This is a genomic window from Anoxybacillus sp. UARK-01 (genome assembly GCF_002075365.1).
In the GTDB taxonomy this organism is placed as follows: Bacteria; Bacillota; Bacilli; order Bacillales; family Anoxybacillaceae; genus Anoxybacteroides; species Anoxybacteroides rupiense.
In genome coordinates this window covers 181,641-200,978 of record NZ_NASY01000047.1, presented here as the reverse complement: position 1 = coordinate 200,978, position 19,338 = coordinate 181,641, and the positions used below count along the sequence as shown (strand labels likewise).

16 protein-coding genes, 3 pseudogenes and 1 riboswitch are annotated in these 19,338 nt (G+C 43.8%); of the genes and pseudogenes, 4 read left to right on the top strand and 15 right to left on the bottom strand.

Going from position 1 to position 19,338, the window contains the following annotated elements; genetic code table 11:
* Positions 1 to 13 precede the first annotated feature (13 nt).
* Entirely contained in the window at positions 14 to 388 is a 375-nt protein-coding gene (locus B6A27_RS13135; protein WP_066145783.1) for an SA1362 family protein, read from the top strand.
* A 12-nt stretch (positions 389 to 400) separates the two neighbouring features.
* Here B6A27_RS13135 and B6A27_RS13130 read toward each other — a convergent pair whose 3' ends face one another.
* The 10 genes and pseudogenes from B6A27_RS13130 to B6A27_RS13090 all read right to left on the bottom strand — a co-directional run bounded on the left by B6A27_RS13130 (position 401) and on the right by B6A27_RS13090 (position 9,898).
* Positions 401 to 1,285 (bottom strand): patatin-like phospholipase family protein, encoded by an 885-nt coding sequence (locus B6A27_RS13130; protein ID WP_066145786.1) that lies wholly within the window; start codon positions 1,283 to 1,285, stop codon positions 401 to 403.
* Between the two features lie 96 nt (positions 1,286 to 1,381).
* The gene (gene mntR / locus B6A27_RS13125; protein ID WP_066145790.1) at positions 1,382 to 1,810 is read right to left on the bottom strand and encodes a transcriptional regulator MntR; all 429 of its coding nucleotides are present in this window, start codon (positions 1,808 to 1,810) and stop codon (positions 1,382 to 1,384) included.
* Between the two features lie 94 nt (positions 1,811 to 1,904).
* Complete coding sequence (gene splB / locus B6A27_RS13120; protein ID WP_080862321.1) at positions 1,905 to 2,930, bottom strand: spore photoproduct lyase; 1,026 nt, start codon at positions 2,928 to 2,930, stop codon at positions 1,905 to 1,907.
* A gap of 88 nt (positions 2,931 to 3,018) precedes the next feature.
* Complete coding sequence (locus tag B6A27_RS19255) at positions 3,019 to 3,144, bottom strand: hypothetical protein (RefSeq protein WP_255375095.1); 126 nt, start codon at positions 3,142 to 3,144, stop codon at positions 3,019 to 3,021.
* Positions 3,145 to 3,149: 5 nt separating this feature from the next.
* Complete coding sequence (locus tag B6A27_RS13115; protein WP_080862320.1) at positions 3,150 to 4,559, bottom strand: glycoside hydrolase family 18 protein; 1,410 nt, start codon at positions 4,557 to 4,559, stop codon at positions 3,150 to 3,152.
* A gap of 110 nt (positions 4,560 to 4,669) precedes the next feature.
* Positions 4,670 to 5,284, bottom strand: a pseudogene (locus B6A27_RS13110) (hypothetical protein); the annotation flags it as partial.
* 85 nt (positions 5,285 to 5,369) lie between these two features.
* Complete coding sequence (locus tag B6A27_RS19395; protein WP_044744495.1) at positions 5,370 to 5,660, bottom strand: HNH endonuclease; 291 nt, start codon at positions 5,658 to 5,660, stop codon at positions 5,370 to 5,372.
* 796 nt (positions 5,661 to 6,456) lie between these two features.
* Positions 6,457 to 7,623, bottom strand: a pseudogene (locus tag B6A27_RS13100) (vitamin B12-dependent ribonucleotide reductase); the annotation flags it as partial.
* Between the two features lie 357 nt (positions 7,624 to 7,980).
* Positions 7,981 to 8,766: pseudogene (locus tag B6A27_RS13095) on the bottom strand (ribonucleotide reductase N-terminal alpha domain-containing protein); the annotation flags it as partial.
* Positions 8,767 to 9,061: 295 nt separating this feature from the next.
* Complete coding sequence (locus tag B6A27_RS13090; RefSeq protein WP_080862318.1) at positions 9,062 to 9,898, bottom strand: lipoate--protein ligase family protein; 837 nt, start codon at positions 9,896 to 9,898, stop codon at positions 9,062 to 9,064.
* 195 nt (positions 9,899 to 10,093) lie between these two features.
* On the opposite strand from B6A27_RS13090, the gene B6A27_RS13085 reads away from it, so the two are divergent.
* Positions 10,094 to 10,417: a rhodanese-like domain-containing protein gene (locus B6A27_RS13085; RefSeq protein ID WP_275900426.1), complete on the top strand. Its 324-nt coding sequence runs from the start codon at positions 10,094 to 10,096 to the stop codon at positions 10,415 to 10,417.
* A 906-nt stretch (positions 10,418 to 11,323) separates the two neighbouring features.
* On the opposite strand, the gene gcvPB is transcribed toward B6A27_RS13085, so the two are convergent.
* The 3 genes from gcvPB to gcvT are packed head-to-tail and all read right to left on the bottom strand — an operon-like array spanning position 11,324 to position 15,235.
* Entirely contained in the window at positions 11,324 to 12,778 is a 1,455-nt protein-coding gene (gcvPB, locus tag B6A27_RS13075) for an aminomethyl-transferring glycine dehydrogenase subunit GcvPB (RefSeq protein ID WP_080862316.1), read from the bottom strand.
* The gene (gcvPA, locus tag B6A27_RS13070; RefSeq protein WP_066145807.1) at positions 12,771 to 14,117 is read right to left on the bottom strand and encodes an aminomethyl-transferring glycine dehydrogenase subunit GcvPA; all 1,347 of its coding nucleotides are present in this window, start codon (positions 14,115 to 14,117) and stop codon (positions 12,771 to 12,773) included. Before gcvPA ends, gcvPB begins: the two co-directional genes overlap by 8 nt.
* 23 nt (positions 14,118 to 14,140) lie before the next feature.
* Positions 14,141 to 15,235, bottom strand: a complete 1,095-nt coding sequence (gene gcvT / locus B6A27_RS13065; RefSeq protein ID WP_066145810.1) for a glycine cleavage system aminomethyltransferase GcvT — start codon at positions 15,233 to 15,235, stop codon at positions 14,141 to 14,143.
* A gap of 156 nt (positions 15,236 to 15,391) precedes the next feature.
* Positions 15,392 to 15,480: riboswitch (glycine riboswitch) on the bottom strand.
* 243 nt (positions 15,481 to 15,723) lie between these two features.
* On the opposite strand from gcvT, the gene B6A27_RS13060 reads away from it, so the two are divergent.
* Positions 15,724 to 17,385 carry a DEAD/DEAH box helicase gene (locus B6A27_RS13060; protein ID WP_369818753.1) on the top strand — a complete coding sequence of 554 codons (1,662 nt, stop codon included), beginning with the start codon at positions 15,724 to 15,726 and terminating at the stop codon, positions 17,383 to 17,385.
* A complete protein-coding gene (locus tag B6A27_RS13055) occupies positions 17,372 to 18,166 on the top strand; it encodes a YqhG family protein (RefSeq protein ID WP_044744502.1) in 795 nt (264 codons plus the stop codon). The genes B6A27_RS13060 and B6A27_RS13055 overlap by 14 nt, the downstream gene beginning before the upstream one ends.
* A 292-nt stretch (positions 18,167 to 18,458) precedes the next feature.
* On the opposite strand, the gene B6A27_RS13050 is transcribed toward B6A27_RS13055, so the two are convergent.
* Together B6A27_RS13050 and B6A27_RS13045 are read right to left on the bottom strand one after the other, a co-directional pair.
* On the bottom strand, positions 18,459 to 18,638 hold the full coding sequence (locus tag B6A27_RS13050) for a YqzE family protein (protein WP_044744503.1): 180 nt from the start codon (positions 18,636 to 18,638) through the stop codon (positions 18,459 to 18,461).
* A gap of 24 nt (positions 18,639 to 18,662) precedes the next feature.
* Positions 18,663 to 19,178, bottom strand: coding sequence for a shikimate kinase (locus B6A27_RS13045; RefSeq protein WP_044744504.1), 516 nt, complete (start codon positions 19,176 to 19,178; stop codon positions 18,663 to 18,665).
* Between the last annotated feature and the right edge of the window lie 160 nt (positions 19,179 to 19,338).

Sequence of the window (19,338 nt, the reverse complement as noted above, 5' to 3'; positions counted from 1 at the left end):
AGGTGGATGCGGAATGTTCCGTCGCACATTTCATCCATTGATTGGGATTGTTCTATTATTAGGAGCCTTCGGCCTGGCATTTACACTATTTTCCGAGCCGGTGATACTGCTCCGCCGCATCATCTTTATCGGTCTTACGATCGCCATTATATATGCGCTTTTTCGTTGGATTTCCCAGCGGCGTTTCAATAAAGAAAATGCCGCCTATTTAAGAGCGGTCAACCAATCGAAAAAGCTTCATGTGAACCGGGACCGAAGACCTTCAGCAAAAGCATTGTCCTATTCGAAGAAAGGAACGCACCACCGCTTACCGAAAAAACGAACATCATCCCACTTAACAGTCATCGAAGGGAAAAAAGGAAAAAAGAAGAATCGAGCTTTGTTTTAGCTCGATTCTTCTTTAGTATGTCCATTTTTTTAAAAAAAGCTCTGTTTTGCGTCTGCCATAGCCGATTAAATGGTCTCTTTCCTCATCGGTCATGGAAAATTCTGTAGATAATACGTTACGAACAGGAATAAAAATAATGTTTTTTTCATGCCGCCGCGAGATGTACCGAGCATCATGCGCCTCCTTCATGGCACTGAATAGCGCTTCATACAGCTCAATCGCATTGCGAACTTGCTTTTTTGGCCGCTTATCAAGCCGAGCGCTAAGCTGAACGCCAAGAACAGGCCGCTTTTTCACCTTTTTTTCTTCATCAAAAATAAACAAAGGAAAATTGCTAAGTACTCCCCCATCGACAACCACAAATTTCCCGGCATCCGTCTGGAGCTTAACAGGCTCAAAAAAATAAGGAATGCTGACACTCATGCGCACCGCTTTTGCTACTGAAAACGTATCAGGATCAATTCCATATTGCGGCAAATCAGTCGGCAGCACCAAAATACGTCCACTTGTTACATCGGATGCCACAATATACAAACGGTCTTTTGGCAAATCGCCGAACGTTCGAATTCCCTTGGCTGCCAGTACCTCCTCCATCCATTCCTCCAGCACCTGTCCCTTATATAATCCCATTTTCCAATATAAAAACACCCACTTCATTAATGAAAATGGAAGAACTTCCTTGCGCTTATCCAGCAGCTGCTTTAAATCCAAATGATCAATCAACTCAATCATTTGCTGGCTTGTATAGCCTGCTGCAATGAGCGCTGCAATCATTGAACCTGCGCTCGTGCCGGCGATTCGCTTTAATTGGAGCCCTTTTGCCTCGATCGCTTCATAGGCGCCCACCAGCGCGAATCCCTTTACTCCTCCCCCCGAAAGCACGATGTCAATCTCCATGCTGCCAGCCCCTCTCTGCGACGATTCGTATCTTATATATGTATAAGAGCGGAGGAAGAGATTTAGTATCAAAAATAAAAAAGAGTAAGAAAATCCTTACTCTGTCTGTTGTTCATTTTGTTTTTGAATATTGCGGAGCGCTTGAAGACGCACTGGATCTTCTTGGAAGTATTGAACGAGATCCCCAATACGATCAATAGCGTTCCAGCTCAAATGATGTTCAATTCCCTCTACATCCTGATAAATGTTCCCTTCATCTACGCCAATGATGCGCATAAATTGTTCAAGCAGTTCATGACGATATACAAGTCGTTTGCCGATTTTTTTCCCTTTAGCGGTTAAAACAAGGCCACGGTATTTTTCATATACTAAATATTCATCTTTATCAAGTTTTTGCACCATTTTTGTAACAGAGGAGGGATGAACGGACAATGCCTCGGCAATATCCGATACTCTCGCGTATCCTTTTTCTTCAATTAAATTATAAATTTGCTCGATATAGTCCTCCATGCTTGGTGTCGGCATCATAATTCCCTCCCATACTTACCCGTACTCATCCAAAAATCACAATCAGTATTATTATACCATGCTATAGTGAAATGACAAGGAAAAGAGCGAATCACGTAAAATATTGAATTTCTGCCTCAGGGAAAAATTGTGCAATATAATACTCGAGTGTTTCTTTCAGCTGCTTGGCCTCTGAATCTGGATATACATATTTGCCAATGCCGTAGCGCCCCCATTTGTATTTTCGCTTGCTTTCATCCAAATCCAGCTTTGTTTTTGGATAACGCTTTTGAATCACAGCCTTTGCCGGTTTCGTAAAGCGATGCTGGATTAATTCAAACGAAAGATGAGGTGTCTCGACTCCTGCAAGCTGTTCAGACAAACGTTGGAACAATTCTAAATAGCCTTCCCTCCACCCATCATGCCGATAAATCGGAGCAACAATAAAACCGAGCGGATAACCGGCGCGAGCCACTTTTCGCGCCGCTTCCATCCTTGCTTCAAATGATGATGTTCCCGGCTCGAAATGACGAATGACATAGCGCGAATTCACACTAAAACGAAAGGTGGTTTTCCCATTATGCTTCGCATCAAGCAGATGATCGACGTGCTCATATTTCGTGACAAAGCGAAGCCGTCCGTATTCCGTCGCTCCAATAAATTCGATCGCTTTTTTTAATGAATGAGTTAAGTGATCAATGCCGACAATATCGGATGTACAAGCGGCCTCAAAACGGGTAATTTCCGGTGCGCGCTCATCGATGTACTTTTTCGCTTGGGAAAAAATTTCATCGAGATTGACGTATACACGGATATAAGGCTTGCTTCCGAGCGTCGTTTGCAAATAACAATAATGGCAATGCCCCATACACCCTGTCGCAAGCGGAATGGCGTATTCTGCCGACGGCTTGGACGTATCAAACTTTAATGTGCGCCTAATGCCGACAACGAGCGTTGATTTCGCGTTTCGGTACCGCTGCAACTCCGTTTCCCCAGGAATGCCGCGCACTTGGTTATGCGACGTTGTCTCGCGTATTTCAATATCCATGCTTTTGAATTTTTCATATAACTCTTTGCCTAAAGAATATTGCAGCGCCTCTGGTTCAAAATAAACGAGCCGCGGAATAAATGGTTCCATAGCTGAGGTACGCCTCCTTGTTTTGTTCATACTTATGGTTAGTATGAACCAATAAAACAGCGATGTTGCTTGGGATTTTTTTGTTTAATCAAGCTTCCAGCGAAACCAGCGGCCATGCCATCGGTTTCAGCGACAGCACGCGCATATTTCCTGCCATCAATAACAAAACGAAAAGGTGCGTGCCGTCGGAATCTTCCTTCTTTACACGCACCATTTTTATTATCGCTTACGAATGTGAAAATTGTCTTCTAATAGCGCCCAGTTTTCTGGAAAAGGATAACCAAGAACCCAATAGCTGATTCCTCTTAGCTGATACTCTTTCACTAGTTCAAACTTCGCTTGAGCGCTGCGAGCATTCTCAAACCAAACTTCACGTGTTCTTCCTTGACTGTCGACATAGCGATAAAACGGTGACTGGGCTGTATAATCATACTGAATCACCGCACCATAACGAATCGCGCGTTCCACTGCTTCTTGCGGACTGAATGTCTCCGCTTCTTGTCCTTGTACATGAGGAAGAACCCAATCCCGCGCATAAATTTGAAACCCCATAAAAATTTTATTCCGCGGAATGACACTAACGGCATAATCAAGCACCCTTCTAATTTGATGAACTGGGGAAATAGCCTGCGGCGGCCCAAGCCTGTATCCCCATTCATACGTCATTAACACGACAAAGTCGACAATTCTTCCATGCGCTGGGTAATCATGTGCCTCATATAAGATTCCTTGTTGTTCTCCACTTACTTTAGGAGCAAGGGAAGTAGAAACAAAGTAGCCCTCACGATGAAGTCTCTCGACAGCGTTTTGCAAAAATTGGTTATACCGTTCACGATCAGATGGATAGACATTTTCAAAATCGATATTCACTCCACGGTAGCCTTTTTCGTGCATCGTACGAACTATATGATCAAGCAGCCGGTTTTGTAATTGCAGATTGGAAAAGATCGTCTGCGCCAATCGCGAGCCTGGGTCTGTATACGTAAAATTCGTGATCGCCATCATCGGAACAACGTTTTCCGACCTTGCCGCTTCAATAATGGCAGCATCATTAGGCGGATTAAGCCCGCCATCGGCTCTCATCGTATAAGCAAATGGAGAGGCGTATGTTAAATAACGCCCTACCTCTCGGACTTGTTGCGCTCCTTTTTCTCCTCCATCAATCGTAAAAGCGTTCACTTCAATAGTTGGTTTAGGATGAGGAATCATCAATGCCATGCCAGCGACAATCCTATTCGGATCAGCAATCTGATTAGCTCGCGCGATGTCTTGCACAGTCGTTCCATAACGAGCAGCGATCTGTGATAGCGTCTCTCCTCGCTGTACGGTGTGAGTTCTTGGCGGAATCAGAAGGACTGTGCCCGAATAAAGAACAGACGGGTTGCTGATGTGATTAGCTTGAATAATAGACTCAAGCGAAACGCCGTATTGTCTAGCAATAGCCCATAATGTTTCTCCTGCACGAACCGTATGATAGCGGTATAAAGATGGAACGACGAGCTCCTGTCCGATCGCAAGACGGTTAGCATCTTTCAGCTTATTAGCTGTAATAATCGCCTCGATCGATACTCCGTAACGCTGAGAAATCGTCCAGAGCGCTTCCCCCCTCTGTACAACATGGATCAGCATCGTTCTCCCCCTTATTTATTCATTATGCCTCATACTACTATATTTGCTCTTTCATCGTTTTATGAATAAAAAACTGGCTCCACGATTGATTGGAGCCAGTTTTTTATTGCTTACAGACCACATTTCAGTTGTGCGCCGCAACTTGTGCATGTGTTGCAGCCGCCGATTTCTTCAACCGTTCCTTCACGGCATACCGGACAAATGTTGCCGACTTCCGAACCGATCGTCACATCGGTCGTGCGCAAATCTTGGATCGTATCAATTAATACAACCGCCCGTTTTGTTTCTTTTTCTTCTTCTGGAATTAATTCAAGCTGTTCTTCAAATGTGTTTTCTTCTGCTTTCAACGTCAATACTTGCGCATCTCGACTGCCGTCAACATAGACGGTGCCGCCCTTCGCGCCGCCGCGCCATAAACGCTCGTACACTTTTTGTACCTGTTCAACTGTATAGCCTCGCGGCGCATTGACCGTTTTCGAAAGGCTGGAGTCAACCCAGCGCTGGATGATGCATTGCACATCCGCGTGCGCCTCTGGCGATAAATCCATTGCCGTTACAAACCAGTGAGGCAGGTTGTTTGGATCTGCCTCTGGATGGCTGTCCAAATATTCTTGCACAATATCGGCCTTCACTTCAATAAACTTGCCGAGACGGCCGCTTCGGTAATAAGAGAAGGAAAAGTAAGGCTCTAATCCTGTTGAAACGCCGACCATGGTTCCGGTACTCACTTGTGTTACTTCTATCTATACAACATTGGACAGAAGGCAGGTAAGATTGCTACCTGCTCCATATGTCGCCATATGGGTCAGACTATATCTTCAACCAAAATTCTTTTGAATGTCTCTTGCGATGACAAGGGTGTTCACATAGAGTTATTAAATTTGACAAGTCATTGGCTCTTTTCCAGTCGCCGTTGAAGGCTCTGAAAGGTATAATGTGATGAACTGAGAGTTCTTGTCCGTATTCTGCTTCTGTTATTCCGCAATCTTGACAAGTAAAATTATCTCGTTCTCTAGCCTTTCTACGCTGAATTCTCCAATTGGGCCCGTAATATTCTATATCTCCACCTGCCCAAGTGCCGCTATTTTCTCCGGAAAACATTCCACTCTTTCCATAATAATCCCCCATACATTTTATAGAACAAAAATTTAAGTTCCTAACAACAGAAGGCTTTTTTTCAAATTTTGTTCCGCAGTTATTACATACGACAATAACTCTTTTTGAATATTGAACCTTTCCTCTCTGTCCATTTGCCTTGACTAAGCAATGTTTAGAACAATATTTTGCGCTTAACGCCCTATTTTTCGGAACACTAACCTTTTGTCCACAAAATTTGCAATTTAGCTCTACCCTTCTTTTTAAGTGTTGATTAATTTTATCGTTATTTGCTATAGATACTTCCTTCTACAATGTCTATCACAAAAGTTGGTTTCTCTAATTTCAGAAGGTTTGCGGATGATTCCTTTCCCGCAGAATGAGCAATTAACGAGTCTTTTCTTACTCATTTCTTTCCAAAACGATGGGGGGTTTTTAAAATATTCAGCTTTACAAGACCGAGAACAGAACTTTTTTCTCTCAACTTGGCTTGGTTTTACATAAATTTGTCCATCGCAATTTAGATATTTCTTTTTCACAGGAACACCTCTTTTTTAATATTCCCATAAGATTATTATAAAACGAACTTGTGTTCCTGTTAAGAATTTTGGTTGCTCGGCGTATAGTCGTTGAGGGGTCAGCCACGACTTCCCTGCGGATTGTCTGGTAGGATTCATCCAACACTCTTGCATTTTTACCTCTTTGTGTGCTGGCAAGGCACAGGTAGCAAGAGATACGCCAGAGTTCCCCGCATACAGCCGAGTTTTCACTGTATTTTTACAAATACAGGGGGCAACTATTTACCCGTCGGAGCCACCGTTAGCAAATGCGAATTGCGAATGCCATATTTTAAAATGTCTTCGCGAATATCATCCGGCATTTTTTTCATATAGCCGGTATTAATCAACGCTTCGCGCAGCTTCATCGTTTCTTCTTCCGTCTCGCCAACCAAGAACGGGAAGCTGCCTTTTTCTTTCGCCAGTTCAATCGAAGCGCGATATGCCGTCGTCGCGATCATTTTGAATACTTCATCAACAAGTTGGTTACCTTCTTCGGAGCCGTATTCCTTTTCGCAGTAAATGAGCAAATCGGCCAATCCCATTACGCCAAGGCCGACGCGGCGTTCACCAAGTGCTTGCTTTTTATTTTCTTCAAGGAAGTATGGTGTTGCATCAATGACATTATCTTGCATTCTTACGCCAATTTCTACCGTTTGTTTCAGTTTGTCATAGTTAACCGTTTTTGTTTCTTTATCGACCATATTCGCCAAGTTGATAGCTGCCAAGTTGCAGACAGAATATGGTGCAAGTGGCTGCTCACCACATGGATTCGTCGCTACGACTTTTTGGCCGTACGCTCTTGCGTTTGTCATGTCATTGGCATTGTCGATAAAGAAAATACCTGGTTCCGCAGAGTATGTGGCGCAAATGTTAATCAGCTTCCACAACTCGCGGGCACGGATTTTGCGATAGACACGGATGCGATACCCCATTTTTTCCCATTCGCGTACATCGCCAACTTCATGCCACTTTTCGTTGTAAATGCGCATTTCTTCTTCTGAATATGTCTCAACATCCGGGAAGCGCAGTTCATATTCTTGATCGTTCTCAACCGCTTGCATAAACTCTTTTGTTAAGCAAATAGAAATGTTTGCGCCTGTTAGAAAATCTGGATTATGCACGGTGTAAGTGCCGCCCGTCCGCAGCTTTTCTTCCGCTTCTTTAATAATCTTTTCGGAAAATCCGCCATATCCCGGCATATTTTTGTAGTTGACAATTCCTTGGTACATCGCACGCTCTTGCTCGGTAAGCGGAGTGAATTTCAGTTTTTCTTTTGCCGCTTTTTGAATGCCCTCATCTTCTGTATTTTCTAGTAAATAACGCAGAATGCGCGGATTTTGCATCTTCGAAATGATAAACTCAATCACATCCGGATGCCAGTCTGCCAACATAATCATTTGTGCGCCTCGCTCTTTGTTACTCGCTCGATCGGAGCGGGCTAGGCCATTTCTGCCTAGCTCTCTAGCTTTCACTAGAGGTCGGACTCTATCATCAAAGAGAACGTATCTCCTTGTCTCGCGCTCTAAACGAGCGTTGCCGCCCGCTTAGTCTACTCCCTCCTTAACGCTAAGTGTCTTAGGAGGTTTCGATCGTCTCTGAACCTTCATCTCCGTTTCCAGAGAAGCTTGGCTGCTGATAGCCCATTGTTTCATCCAACTTGTTTTTCAACCGTCACGCTTGCCGTTGCCAGCTACGTTGTGGTCAAGTTGGCTTTAGGGCGTCCCAGCAATTCACGAGATTTTACTCCCGCCGGTGGCGCTTGGTTAACGGGAGCCTCCTTGCTCAACAAGGTGGGTAAGCTTGGCAATATCATCAAGCCATGAGACCGATCCGGATGATTTTCCGTTTACGCCGCGGGCCAGCGCATTTCTTGGACGAAGTGTCGAACCATTTGTACCGACACCGCCACCGCGGCTCATAATTTCCATTACCTGCTTGCGATGCTCGGAAATCCCCTCGCGCGAATCTTTAACAAACGGCATGACATAGCAGTTAAAATAGGTTACTTCTGTTCCCGACCCAGCACCGTATAATACGCGTCCTGCCGGAATAAAATTGAGGCTGGACAATTCTTGATAAAACTTGTTAAACCATTCCTTCCGCTTTTCTTCTGTTGCTTCCACAGCTGCAAGCCCTGTTGCATTTCGCTTGGCAATTTGCTCATAAAAAATTTCAAGCGGCTTGTCAATCGTATCTAACGAGCGAACGACAATTCCCGTTTCTGCTTCCTCACCATCTAGCACGCCGCGATAGTCTTCTTCAACCAGCACCTTCGCTTTTTTCGTTTCCCAATCCATATCGACAATAAAGCCAAGTCCACGCGCTGGAAACTTCGGATCCTCTTTGACCGTCAATACAACAAAATCGCCCACGCTCATCGTTAGCTTTTCCGTGTCCTTAAATGAGTAGCGGTCCAGCATCACTAAACGGGACACGCCTTTATGCGTAATGTTCATATCTTCTGTAATTGGGTGCACTTGCGGAAAAAGGCGAATATCCTCATTCAGCTTTTCAATATTAATGCCCATTTTTTTCGAAGACGCAACCGTCATTCTCCAATCTCTCCTCTTCTTTCTAATTCTACATGATCTTTCTGCCTGCAAATTCTGTCTAGATTAAATTACCATACCGCCAGCAAAAAAACAATATATAGTATTATTTTTTTAACAACACCTACTATATATTGTATGATTGGTCAACTCTCTTTCATTTTGTCAAATAAAAAAAACAATAGAAACTAGAGAAAAAAGAAGAAAATCGTTAAAATTCAAGCCATTTTGCTGATAAACGAAGCATTTTGCCAGTTGCCTTTATAAAAAAACGGAAAAACGCGGTGGTCGCCCGCGTTTATCGCTTAAAATTCCATTCGTCGCTCTCATATTTTTTTCTAGCGAGTTCGTTGACATACTCAATTTCCGCTTCTGATAGCGTGTATGGCTCCAAAATGATATCAAGGCCGTTTTCAAATCCTTGATAAAACGCTTCCTTTGCTTCCGAAATCGTCACTTTTCGATCGGTGAGCTCATTAATAGCTACCGCTTTATTTTTAAAATTTTTCTGCAGGCGAGCTTTGACTCGCTCGTTCGGATACTTGAATAAGCTAAATAGCAAATCTTCATCTAAATCAAGCAAAATCGAGCCATGCTGCAAAATAACTCCTTTTTGTCTTGTTTGTGCACTTCCAGCCACTTTTCTTCCTTCCACCACAAGCTCGTACCAGGATGGAGCATCAAAACAGACAGCGGAGCGCGGATTTTTTAAACTAGCCTTTTCTTCCTCCGTTTTTGGGACAGCAAAGTAAGCGTCAAGCCCTAGCAAACGGAATCCTTCTAAAATTCCTTGCGAAATGACGCGATATGCCTCTGTCACCGTTTCCGGCATAGCTGGATGCGCTTCAGACACAATGACGCTATAGGTGAGCTCTTTGTCGTGAAGCACTCCTCGTCCACCCGTCGGCCTTCTGATAAAGCCTAGGCCGTTTTTTCGTACTGCATCCATATCGATTTCTTTTTCAACTTTTTGGAAATAACCAACCGACAGCGTCGGCGGATTCCAGCCATAAAAACGAACGGTTGGCGGAATTTTGCCTTCGCTGTGCCACTCAAGCAGCGCTTCGTCTAAAGCCATATTAAACGCTGGAGAACAATCTCCAGAATCGATAAATCGCCATCTTTCTTTTCCCATTTTCAACCCTTCTTTTTTCCTTATTTGCGCTTATAAGTTTAACAAACAAAAGAAGCAAAGAAAAGTGAAAATACTTTGCGTCATAGGCTCGACATCTATATAATAGAAGTTGTCGAAAGTTGAGGAAAAGGGGGCTTTCTGCTCGTGCAGTGGATATGGATTTTGCTTGGCGCCATCATCGTCTATTCAGTAACCATGTACTTTATGCAGCGCAGAATGGTAAAAGCGCTAACAGAAGAAGAGTTTCGTGCAGGCTACCGCAAAGCGCAGCTGATCGATGTACGTGAAGCAGATGAATATGCGTCTGGGCACATTTTAGGGGCGCGCAATATCCCGCTAACGCAAATGCGAATGCGAATGAAGGAATTGCGAAAGGATCAGCCTATTTATTTATATTGCCAAAGCGGGCTGCGTAGTGGAAGAGCAGCACAAATGCTTTACCGCAAAGGCTACCGCGATCTTTACCACTTAAAAGGTGGCTTTAAAACATGGACGGGAAAAGTGAAGAAAAAAGCTTGATCGGGTGACAGACTGTTTTTGTCACCCATTTTACTTTCGTATACAAACAACAGCTCCCGTTTCGCCCTTCTTCCCCCCTTTTTTCTGGATTAAGCCATCCATACTCTTTCCATTTTAACAGCGCCATTTAGTGGCACTGACCGTTCACGATATAAATTTCATTGCCTATGTCACAACATCCCCCTCAAATAAGCAGACGGCCGGGCGATGAAACAACAGCGTCTTCAGGTCACGCTTTAGTATGACTTAGCCAAGCCACTGATTGTCTTTGACCGTCGATCCTGCTTTTGAATGAACCATACGCTCGATCTTCTCGTTGGGTAAATATCATCCACAAGTGAATCGAAATCATTCATCATTTATATATAACAACAGCCTAAGTGAGTCGCCTGATCAACTCTATTCATTATTTAATTCCTTACATGAATCTCTCTCACCTCCACTCCGTTAAGAGATGGAAGACTTCTCGGTGGAAGATGTGAAACTCTATGACTCTTCTCTGCTATGCTACAAAAGGTCTGGATTTTATCTATGGTTTGAAACATTTTCAACATTATAATGATAATGATTATCAATTATACTCCCAAAAAAACGCACATTCGAATATAAGGAAGCAGATGTGGAAATTTGCTCAGACGTCGCCAAATTTAGGAGAGAGGCCAGAGAAGCTTTGCTCCGAGCTTATCACCCAACTAAGCATTTCAGATGAGAAGATTGTTTTTCAGCTCTAATGACTTTTAGAAGAAGCAAACATTATACAACTAAAAGAGCAGGCATGCGCCTGCTCTTTTAGACTAGACTGTTAACCAACGGGGACCCCTGTGTCACTGGCTTCGCTCGGCTGCGCTTCTTCACTGCCAAGCGCTTTCAAGCCCGTCTGTATGAAGCAAAATAACCTGCTCTCTTTTATTTCTGATAGCGTAAAATCGGTTTTCGTGCTGCTGTTGTTTCATCAAGACGTTTCACAACGGTTGTATGAGGCGCTTCTTGCACAATTTCTGGCGCTTCTTCCGCTTCTTTCGCGATTTGAATCATCACATCAATAAACGCATCAAGCGTCTCTTTAGATTCGGTTTCCGTCGGTTCAATCATCATACATTCCTCAACGATCAACGGGAAGTAAATGGTCGGCGGATGATAGCCGAAATCAAGCAGGCGTTTTGCGATATCAAGCGTGCGCACACCGAGCTTCTTCTGCCGTTTGCCTGATAAAACAAACTCGTGCTTGCAATGACGGTTATATGGCAAATCATAATATTCTGCCAAGCGGCGCATCATGTAATTCGCATTTAATACAGCATATTCGGTCACCGCTTTCAAGCCGTCTGGCCCCATCGAACGAATATACGTATAAGCGCGGACGTTAATGCCGAAGTTTCCGTAAAACGGTTTGACGCGGCCGATCGCCTGCGGTCTATCGTAATCGAAGTAGTAGCCGTTTTCTCCCTTTTCAACGGTCGGTTTTGGCAAGAATGGAATGAAATCCGCTTTGACGCCTACTGGTCCTGAACCAGGTCCACCGCCGCCGTGAGGGCCGGTAAATGTTTTGTGAAGATTTAGATGCACAACATCAAAACCCATATCTCCAGGTCTTGCTTTACTTAACACCGCATTCAAATTGGCGCCGTCGTAATATAATTTACCGCCAGCACTATGCACAATTTCCGCCATTTCTAAAATATTCTCTTCAAAAAGACCTAACGTGTTCGGATTTGTCAGCATCAATGCTGCTGTATCCGGGCCGACTACCCGTTTTAAATCTTCTAAATCGACAAGCCCTTCCTCCGTCGATTTGACAGTGACCGTTTCAAATCCGGCAACCGTCGCCGACGCCGGGTTCGTTCCATGCGCGGTGTCCGGAACAATCACTTTCGTGCGGTTGAAATCGCCGTTTGCTTCATGATACGCGCGAATCATCATCAGCCCTGTCCATTCTCCATGCGCTCCCGCTGCTGGCTGCAGCGTCACCGCGTCCATTCCAGTGATTTCTTTTAGATGCTCTTGCAAATCATACATAAGTTCAAGTGCCCCTTGCACCGTCTCCTCCGGCTGAAGCGGGTGAAGATGGGCAAAGCCGGCAAGCCGCGCCACGTTTTCGTTAATTTTCGGGTTATATTTCATCGTGCAAGATCCAAGCGGATAAAAGCCGGAATCCACGCCATGGTTGCGTTTCGATAAGGCAGTGTAATGACGCATAATATCAAGCTCCGACACCTCAGGAAGCTCCGCTGCTTCCATGCGAATATAATCGCTTGGAATCATTTCAGCAACATCTACTGCAGGAACATCCAACTCCGGTAAGCTGTAACCAATTCGTCCCGGTTTGCTTAATTCAAAAATAAGCGGTTGATCTTTATGCATGACAATCCCCCAATTCCTTCACAAGCATGTCGATTTCTTCTTTTGTCCGCAACTCTGTGACCGCCACAAGCATGTGATTTTCTAGTTCTGGATAATCGCGTCCAAGGTCGTAGCCGCCGATGATGCCTTTTTCAAGCAGCCGTTGATTGACTTCCCTCACTGGTTTATTTACCTTGATTACAAACTCGTTAAAGAATGGGCCCGTAAATGGCACTGTAAAGCCGCGTTCAACAAAGGCATTTTTGGCATAATGCGCTTTTTGAATATTCATCAACGCCATTTCTTTGACTCCCTGTTTGCCAAGGGCTGTCATCGCTACAGAGGCTGCTAGCGCATTCAACGCTTGATTCGAGCAAATGTTAGAAGTCGCTTTATCGCGGCGAATGTGCTGTTCGCGCGCTTGCAACGTCAACACGAAGCCGCGGCGACCTTCTTCATCTGTCGTTTGCCCGACAAGGCGCCCAGGTATTTTTCGCATCAACGCTGATTTGACCGCGAAATAACCGCAGTGCGGTCCCCCGAATTGAGCTGGGATTCCGAAAGGCTGCGCATCTCCAACAACAATATCAGCGCCAAACGCTCCTGGAGGTGTCAATCCCCCTAACGCAAGCGGATTGCTTGCTACAACCAGCATTCCTTTTCCTGAATGAGCAATCGGCTCCATTTCCTTTAATGGCTCAATTTGGCCAAAAAAGTTCGGATATTGCACAATGACGCAGGCGACATCATCGTTCATTTCCTTTTTTAGCGTTTCTAAATCCGTCACGCCATTTTGCAGCGGAATTTCAACAACTTCAAGCCCCGGACCTTTTGCGTATGTGTTAACGACATCTCGGTATTCCGGATGAACAGCTTTTGACAGCAAGACTTTCTTCTTTTTGGTGTGAGCTGCGCTTAATAAGGCTGCTTCAGCTAACGCGGTTCCACCGTCATACATCGACGAGTTGGCCACATCCATTCCCGTTAACTCACAAATCATCGTTTGGAATTCAAAAATGGCTTGCAGCTCCCCTTGGGAAATTTCCGGCTGATACGGCGTGTATGCCGTATAAAATTCAGAGCGGGAGATCACATGATCAACAACAACTGGAATGTAATGGTCGTATACACCTGCACCAAGAAACGAAGTGTAACTTTTAAGATCAGCATTTTGGGCTGCAAGCGCTGCCAGCTCTTTCATTAGTTCCGGCTCTGACTTTGCTTGCTTAATCCGATACTCTCCCTTAAAGCGGACGCTCTCTGGGATATCGGAGAACAGTTCATCAATCGACTCGACACCAATGGCTTTTAGCATTTGTTGTTTGTCGTCTTCGGTCATTGGCAAATAACGATGAAGCATAAAATCCTCTCTCCTCTTTTGATCTATTTTGCTCGTTTATAAAATGGTGTAGCGACGACCTTCGCTTTTAAGCGTTTCCCGCGAATATCGACCTCTACCACCGTATCTACATCAGCCCATTCTGTTCGAATCAGCGCCAAGCCAATATTTTTCTTCAATGTCGGCGATTGTGTTCCTGTTGTTACAATCCCGATCCATTCTCCTTCTGAAAACACGTCATACCCATGGCGCGGAATGCCTTTATCAATCATTTCAATGCCGATAAGCTTTCGGCTCGTTCCTGCTTCTTTTTGTTGCTGCAATGTACTTTTTCCAAAAAAGTCGACTTCCTTATTCGTTTTCACAGCGAAACCGAGTCCTGCTTCAATAGGCGTGATGTCTTTAGACAGCTCTTGGCCGTAAAGCGGCAGGCATGCTTCAAATCGAAGCGTATCGCGCGCACCGAGACCGCACGGAAGCACCCCTCCCCCTTTTCCAGCTTCTAAAATCCCATGCCAAAGCGTCACCGCATCTTCTGCGCGACAATAAATTTCAAAACCATCTTCACCTGTATACCCTGTACGGGACACAAGGGCCTTTACCCCCTGTAAATCAACATCATCTTGGAAGCCGAAAAATCTCAGCGCAGATAAATCAATAGTCGTTAATTTTTGCAGTACACGCTCAGCAAGCGGTCCTTGCAAAGCAAGCTGTGCGATTTCATCGGAAATATTCACAAGTTCTACATCGCCGAAAAGGTGTTCATGGAGCCAATGAAAATCCTTTTCGATGTTTGCAGCATTAACCACGAGAAGATAATGGTCGTCCGCTTTCTTATAAATAAGCAAATCATCGACCGCACCGCCATTTTCATAGCACATAAGCGTATATTGTGCCCGGCCGTCTGCTAATTTCGAAACGTCGTTTGTCATCATTTTTTGTAAAAAGGCAAGGCTATCTTTTCCCTTCACCTCAAATTCACCCATGTGCGATACATCAAATAATCCCGCGCGTGTACGAACGGCTTCATGTTCTTCTTTAATGCTTGAGAATTGAACAGGCAGCTCCCAACCGCCAAAATCAATCGTTTTTGCCCCGTATTCGGCATACACAGAAAATAAAGGTGTGCGTCTTAGCATATAGAACCTCCTGTCTTAAAATACATAAAAAAGGACAGACGACTCCCACATATAAAAATGCAAAGAAGTCTCTGTCCTTTCACCTGAAAGTTTCCCCGCGTTTAAACACAGGTTTCCCCTTGGGTGGTTCACATGAGTGAACACTCTCCAGAGCTGCGTCAAGCAAGAGTTCTTTTGCCTGAGAGATTCGTGTTGCCACTTGCTCCTTCGGCGCTACAATTTGTAGTCTCTCCCCTTGCTCTCATTCGCCGGTATATAAAATTCGATAAAAATGGTCAAACTATAGGAAAAGCAGGAAAATAATTTTTTTAACTTTCTAATTTATTATTATACTACCATTAACATGCGCATAAGAGCAATAAAAATTCGCTGAAAAACAAGAAAAATAACCGAACTTTTTATTTCGTAACCAAGTAAATAATTAACAATTAACCGCATATTCAATGTTTCATAAATAAAAATGTTCGTTATTAAAGGAGAAGATAATGATGATCGAAATCGAATTTGATTCATCTTGGCAAGAATCATTTGTGGAACGAATCGAAAAGGATGGGCCTTGGGCTAGCTGGGAGATGTACCAGCTGGCATTAGAAGCTGCTGAGCATCTGCTCATTCCAGAGTTTGATGGCTTGCAAGCTCCTAAACATCTGCCTCATCTCACTCCTTTGCCGCATCAGTTGGAGGTTGCAAAGCAGGTGGTTGAACAAATGAACGGCAAAGCAATTTTGGCGGATGAAGTAGGACTTGGAAAAACGATCGAAGCGGGTTTGATTTTAAAAGAGTATATGATTCGCGGATTAGTAAAAAAAGTGCTCATCCTCGTTCCGGCATCCCTCGTTTCCCAATGGGCGATGGAATTAAACGAAAAGTTCTTCATCCCTGCCGTCCCGCAAAAAAAGAGTTACGTTTGGGAACAATGTGATGTCGTTGTGTCATCGATCGATACAGCCAAAAGAAGTCCTCACCGCGACATCATTTACGAGCAGCAATATGATATGGTCATTATCGATGAAGCGCACAAGTTAAAAAATAATAAAACAAAAAATTACGAGTTTGTCCAAAATTTAAAAAAGAAGTTTTGTTTATTATTAACGGCTACTCCTATCCAAAATCGGATAGAGGAAATTTTCCATCTTGTTTCATTGTTGAAGCCTGGACATTTAGGAAATGCCACTTACTTTGCTGAAACATATGGAAAAGAGCGGTCATTACAGACAGATGAGCATTTAAAAGCGCTTGTAAATAAAGTAATGATCCGAAACCGGCGTGCCAATACCGGCATTGAATGGTCGAAGCGCCATGTCGAAACCGTCATGATTGACTTTTCAAAAGAAGAGCGCGAACTATACGAAGCTGTACAAATGCTGAAATCTAATGGCGCTATGCTTAACAGTCAGTTTTCGCTCATCACGATGCTTCGTGAAGCTTGCAGCAGCCGCGAAGCCCTGTTTTTCACCCTTAAAAACATGATCAACAAATACGAAGGAAATATCCCTTCATATTTTCAAGCACTAATGGAAAAAATCAATGCTGTCACTGCCAATTCCAAGGCCGAAAAAGCTTTGGAACTCATTCGCCGCATTGATGACAAAGTCATTATTTTCACCGAATATCGAGCGACCCAATTGTACTTACAATGGTTTTTACAGCAAAATGGCATTTCTTCTGTTCCCTTTCGCGGAGGATTTAAACGCGGCAAAAAAGACTGGATGAAAGAACTGTTTAAAAATCGTGTCCAAGTTCTTATTGCAACTGAAGCTGGAGGCGAAGGAATCAATTTGCAGTTTTGTCATCATGTCATTAACTACGATTTGCCTTGGAATCCAATGCGCCTCGAGCAGCGAATTGGACGTGTGCATCGTCTAGGGCAAACAAAGGATGTTCACATTTACAATTTCGCTGTTAGAAATACAGTAGAAGAGCATATTTTAAAGCTTCTTTATGACAAAATCCGCTTATTTGAACGAGTGGTTGGTGAATTAGACGATATTTTAACTAGAATGAATATGAATAACCTAGAAAATTATTTGCATGATATATTCTTTCATTCACACAATGAACGGGAAATGCAAATCAAAATGGAAAATCTAACTTCTATGATTGATTTGGCTGATCAACTAACAAAGGGGGAGCACTATGCAGCAAAATGACATTCAACAGTTTCTGAAACGCTATTTTCAAACCAACGATTGCAGCATTGTGGAAGAAACGGACGGCCATCTCACAGTCCAGCTATCCGTCGAATTAGATAAAGAACTGATGAACCGCCCCTTTTATTGGCATTATATTGAGCGGACAGGCGGCACGCCAGCACCGATGAAGCTAACGCTTATTACGAAGCAAAATGAGCAAACCCGCTCGCTCACAGGAGAGCGGCTTCATTTCGGATCACCTAGACTTCATCAAATTTTTCAGTCGGCGCAGCGCCGCGGCAGCTATATTCGTCTTTATGAACAGGCACAAGCAATCGGGCCATCTTCTATTCCGCTCCATCCTTGGCTTGGTTTAAATATGAGGATCTCCTATCAATGCGATCGAAAAAAAGACCAATTTTTATCTCTTGGCTTACATTTAATCAGCGGGGCGATTGTCGAACAATTTCACGAGAAGCTGCAGCGTCTTGCGCTGACTCCTAAAATTCCTGACTATTGCTTCACCATTTCGCCCATTATTAAACCAAGCAGCGGCATTGGAAGATTAGAGCAATACGTCAAACGAATCATTGACCAAGACGATCATACATGGGCAGAAGAAGCGATCGCACGTTGGCAAGAGGATAAGGCGCTTTTGGACCATTTTTATGAAGATATAGCGGAAAAACCGGAGTGCTACTATATTGAGGAAGAAGCGCTTGAGGAGCAATATAAGCCAAAAATTACCGTTTCTATTATTAACGGAGGGCTGTTTTATTTGCAACCGCGCACGGCTTAACTTGACGCTCTTCATTCAACTTAAAGATAGAGCAAGCAGAATCAGAAAAAAAGGAGGAAACCGTTTCAGCATTTGAAAAAATCACCGCTTTTTTCTTTGTCGTGCGAATGCGGAATATACCTCCAAAAAAGATGGCTTTTTTAAGAAAATAGAGCTCAGATTTGATATCTGAGCTCTTAGGCTGTGAACAAACGGTTTCATATCATGGCAAATATTAAGATGGTAAGTTACATCTATATGATACTTCTTTCGTCTACCATATGAGTCACTTCGCAATCGAGCATTTTTCTCGCTATGATTTTCTTCGCCAAAGAAGTTTAAGGGAAAGAGGAATCATTCCAAATAAGCGATATAAAATCGGCTCCTTTCCTTGCTTTCGCTCTTCCCGTCTTTTTTTCCGTTCTTCCTTTGGCTGATCCATGTAGCGCACCAGTTGTTGAGTAACAAATCGAACATAGTCATTGGCAGACATTCTCACACCGCCTTTTTTTGGCTATTAGTATTTCCATGGCGGATCGTTTTTAATCATTTTCGTGATTTCATCCACAATTTGTTCAATGCTTTGTCCCGTCGTATCAATGATCCAATCCGCTTCTTGATAATACGGCAAACGCTGCTGCCACAGCTCTTCTAAACCTTGACGGTGGTGCTGGGAAAGAAGCGGGCGCGTATCATCATGCTCCAACCTTTTCAAGAGCTCGGCAAACTCACAATGCAAATAAATTACCGTTCCTGTCCGCTTCATCCAATCGCGATTTTCCTTTTGAATGACAATGCCGCCCCCTGTTGTCACAATGATCTTATCAAGAGGCAAGGCGCGCAAAAACTCCCTTTCATATTGCCGAAATGCCGCCTCCCCTTCTTCCGCAAAAATGCGCTTAATCGTTTTTCCGATCTGCTCTTCAATGTATTCGTCTGTATCGATCATCGAAAGGCCTAATCGCTTAGCTAAGCATTGGCCGATCGTGGTTTTTCCAGCTCCCATAAAACCGGTCAAATAAATTCGTTGCATCGTTCGTCTCCTTTTCTTTCGCTTTTTCTCAAACATACCACATCATCGCTGAATGGTGAACTCCCCTCTTATTCGTTTGCTACGCTAAATGCCGCTTGAACTAGAACGAATGGTCTTTGAAAAATCAATAGACGACAATGACGGATTCATATGGCCAAGA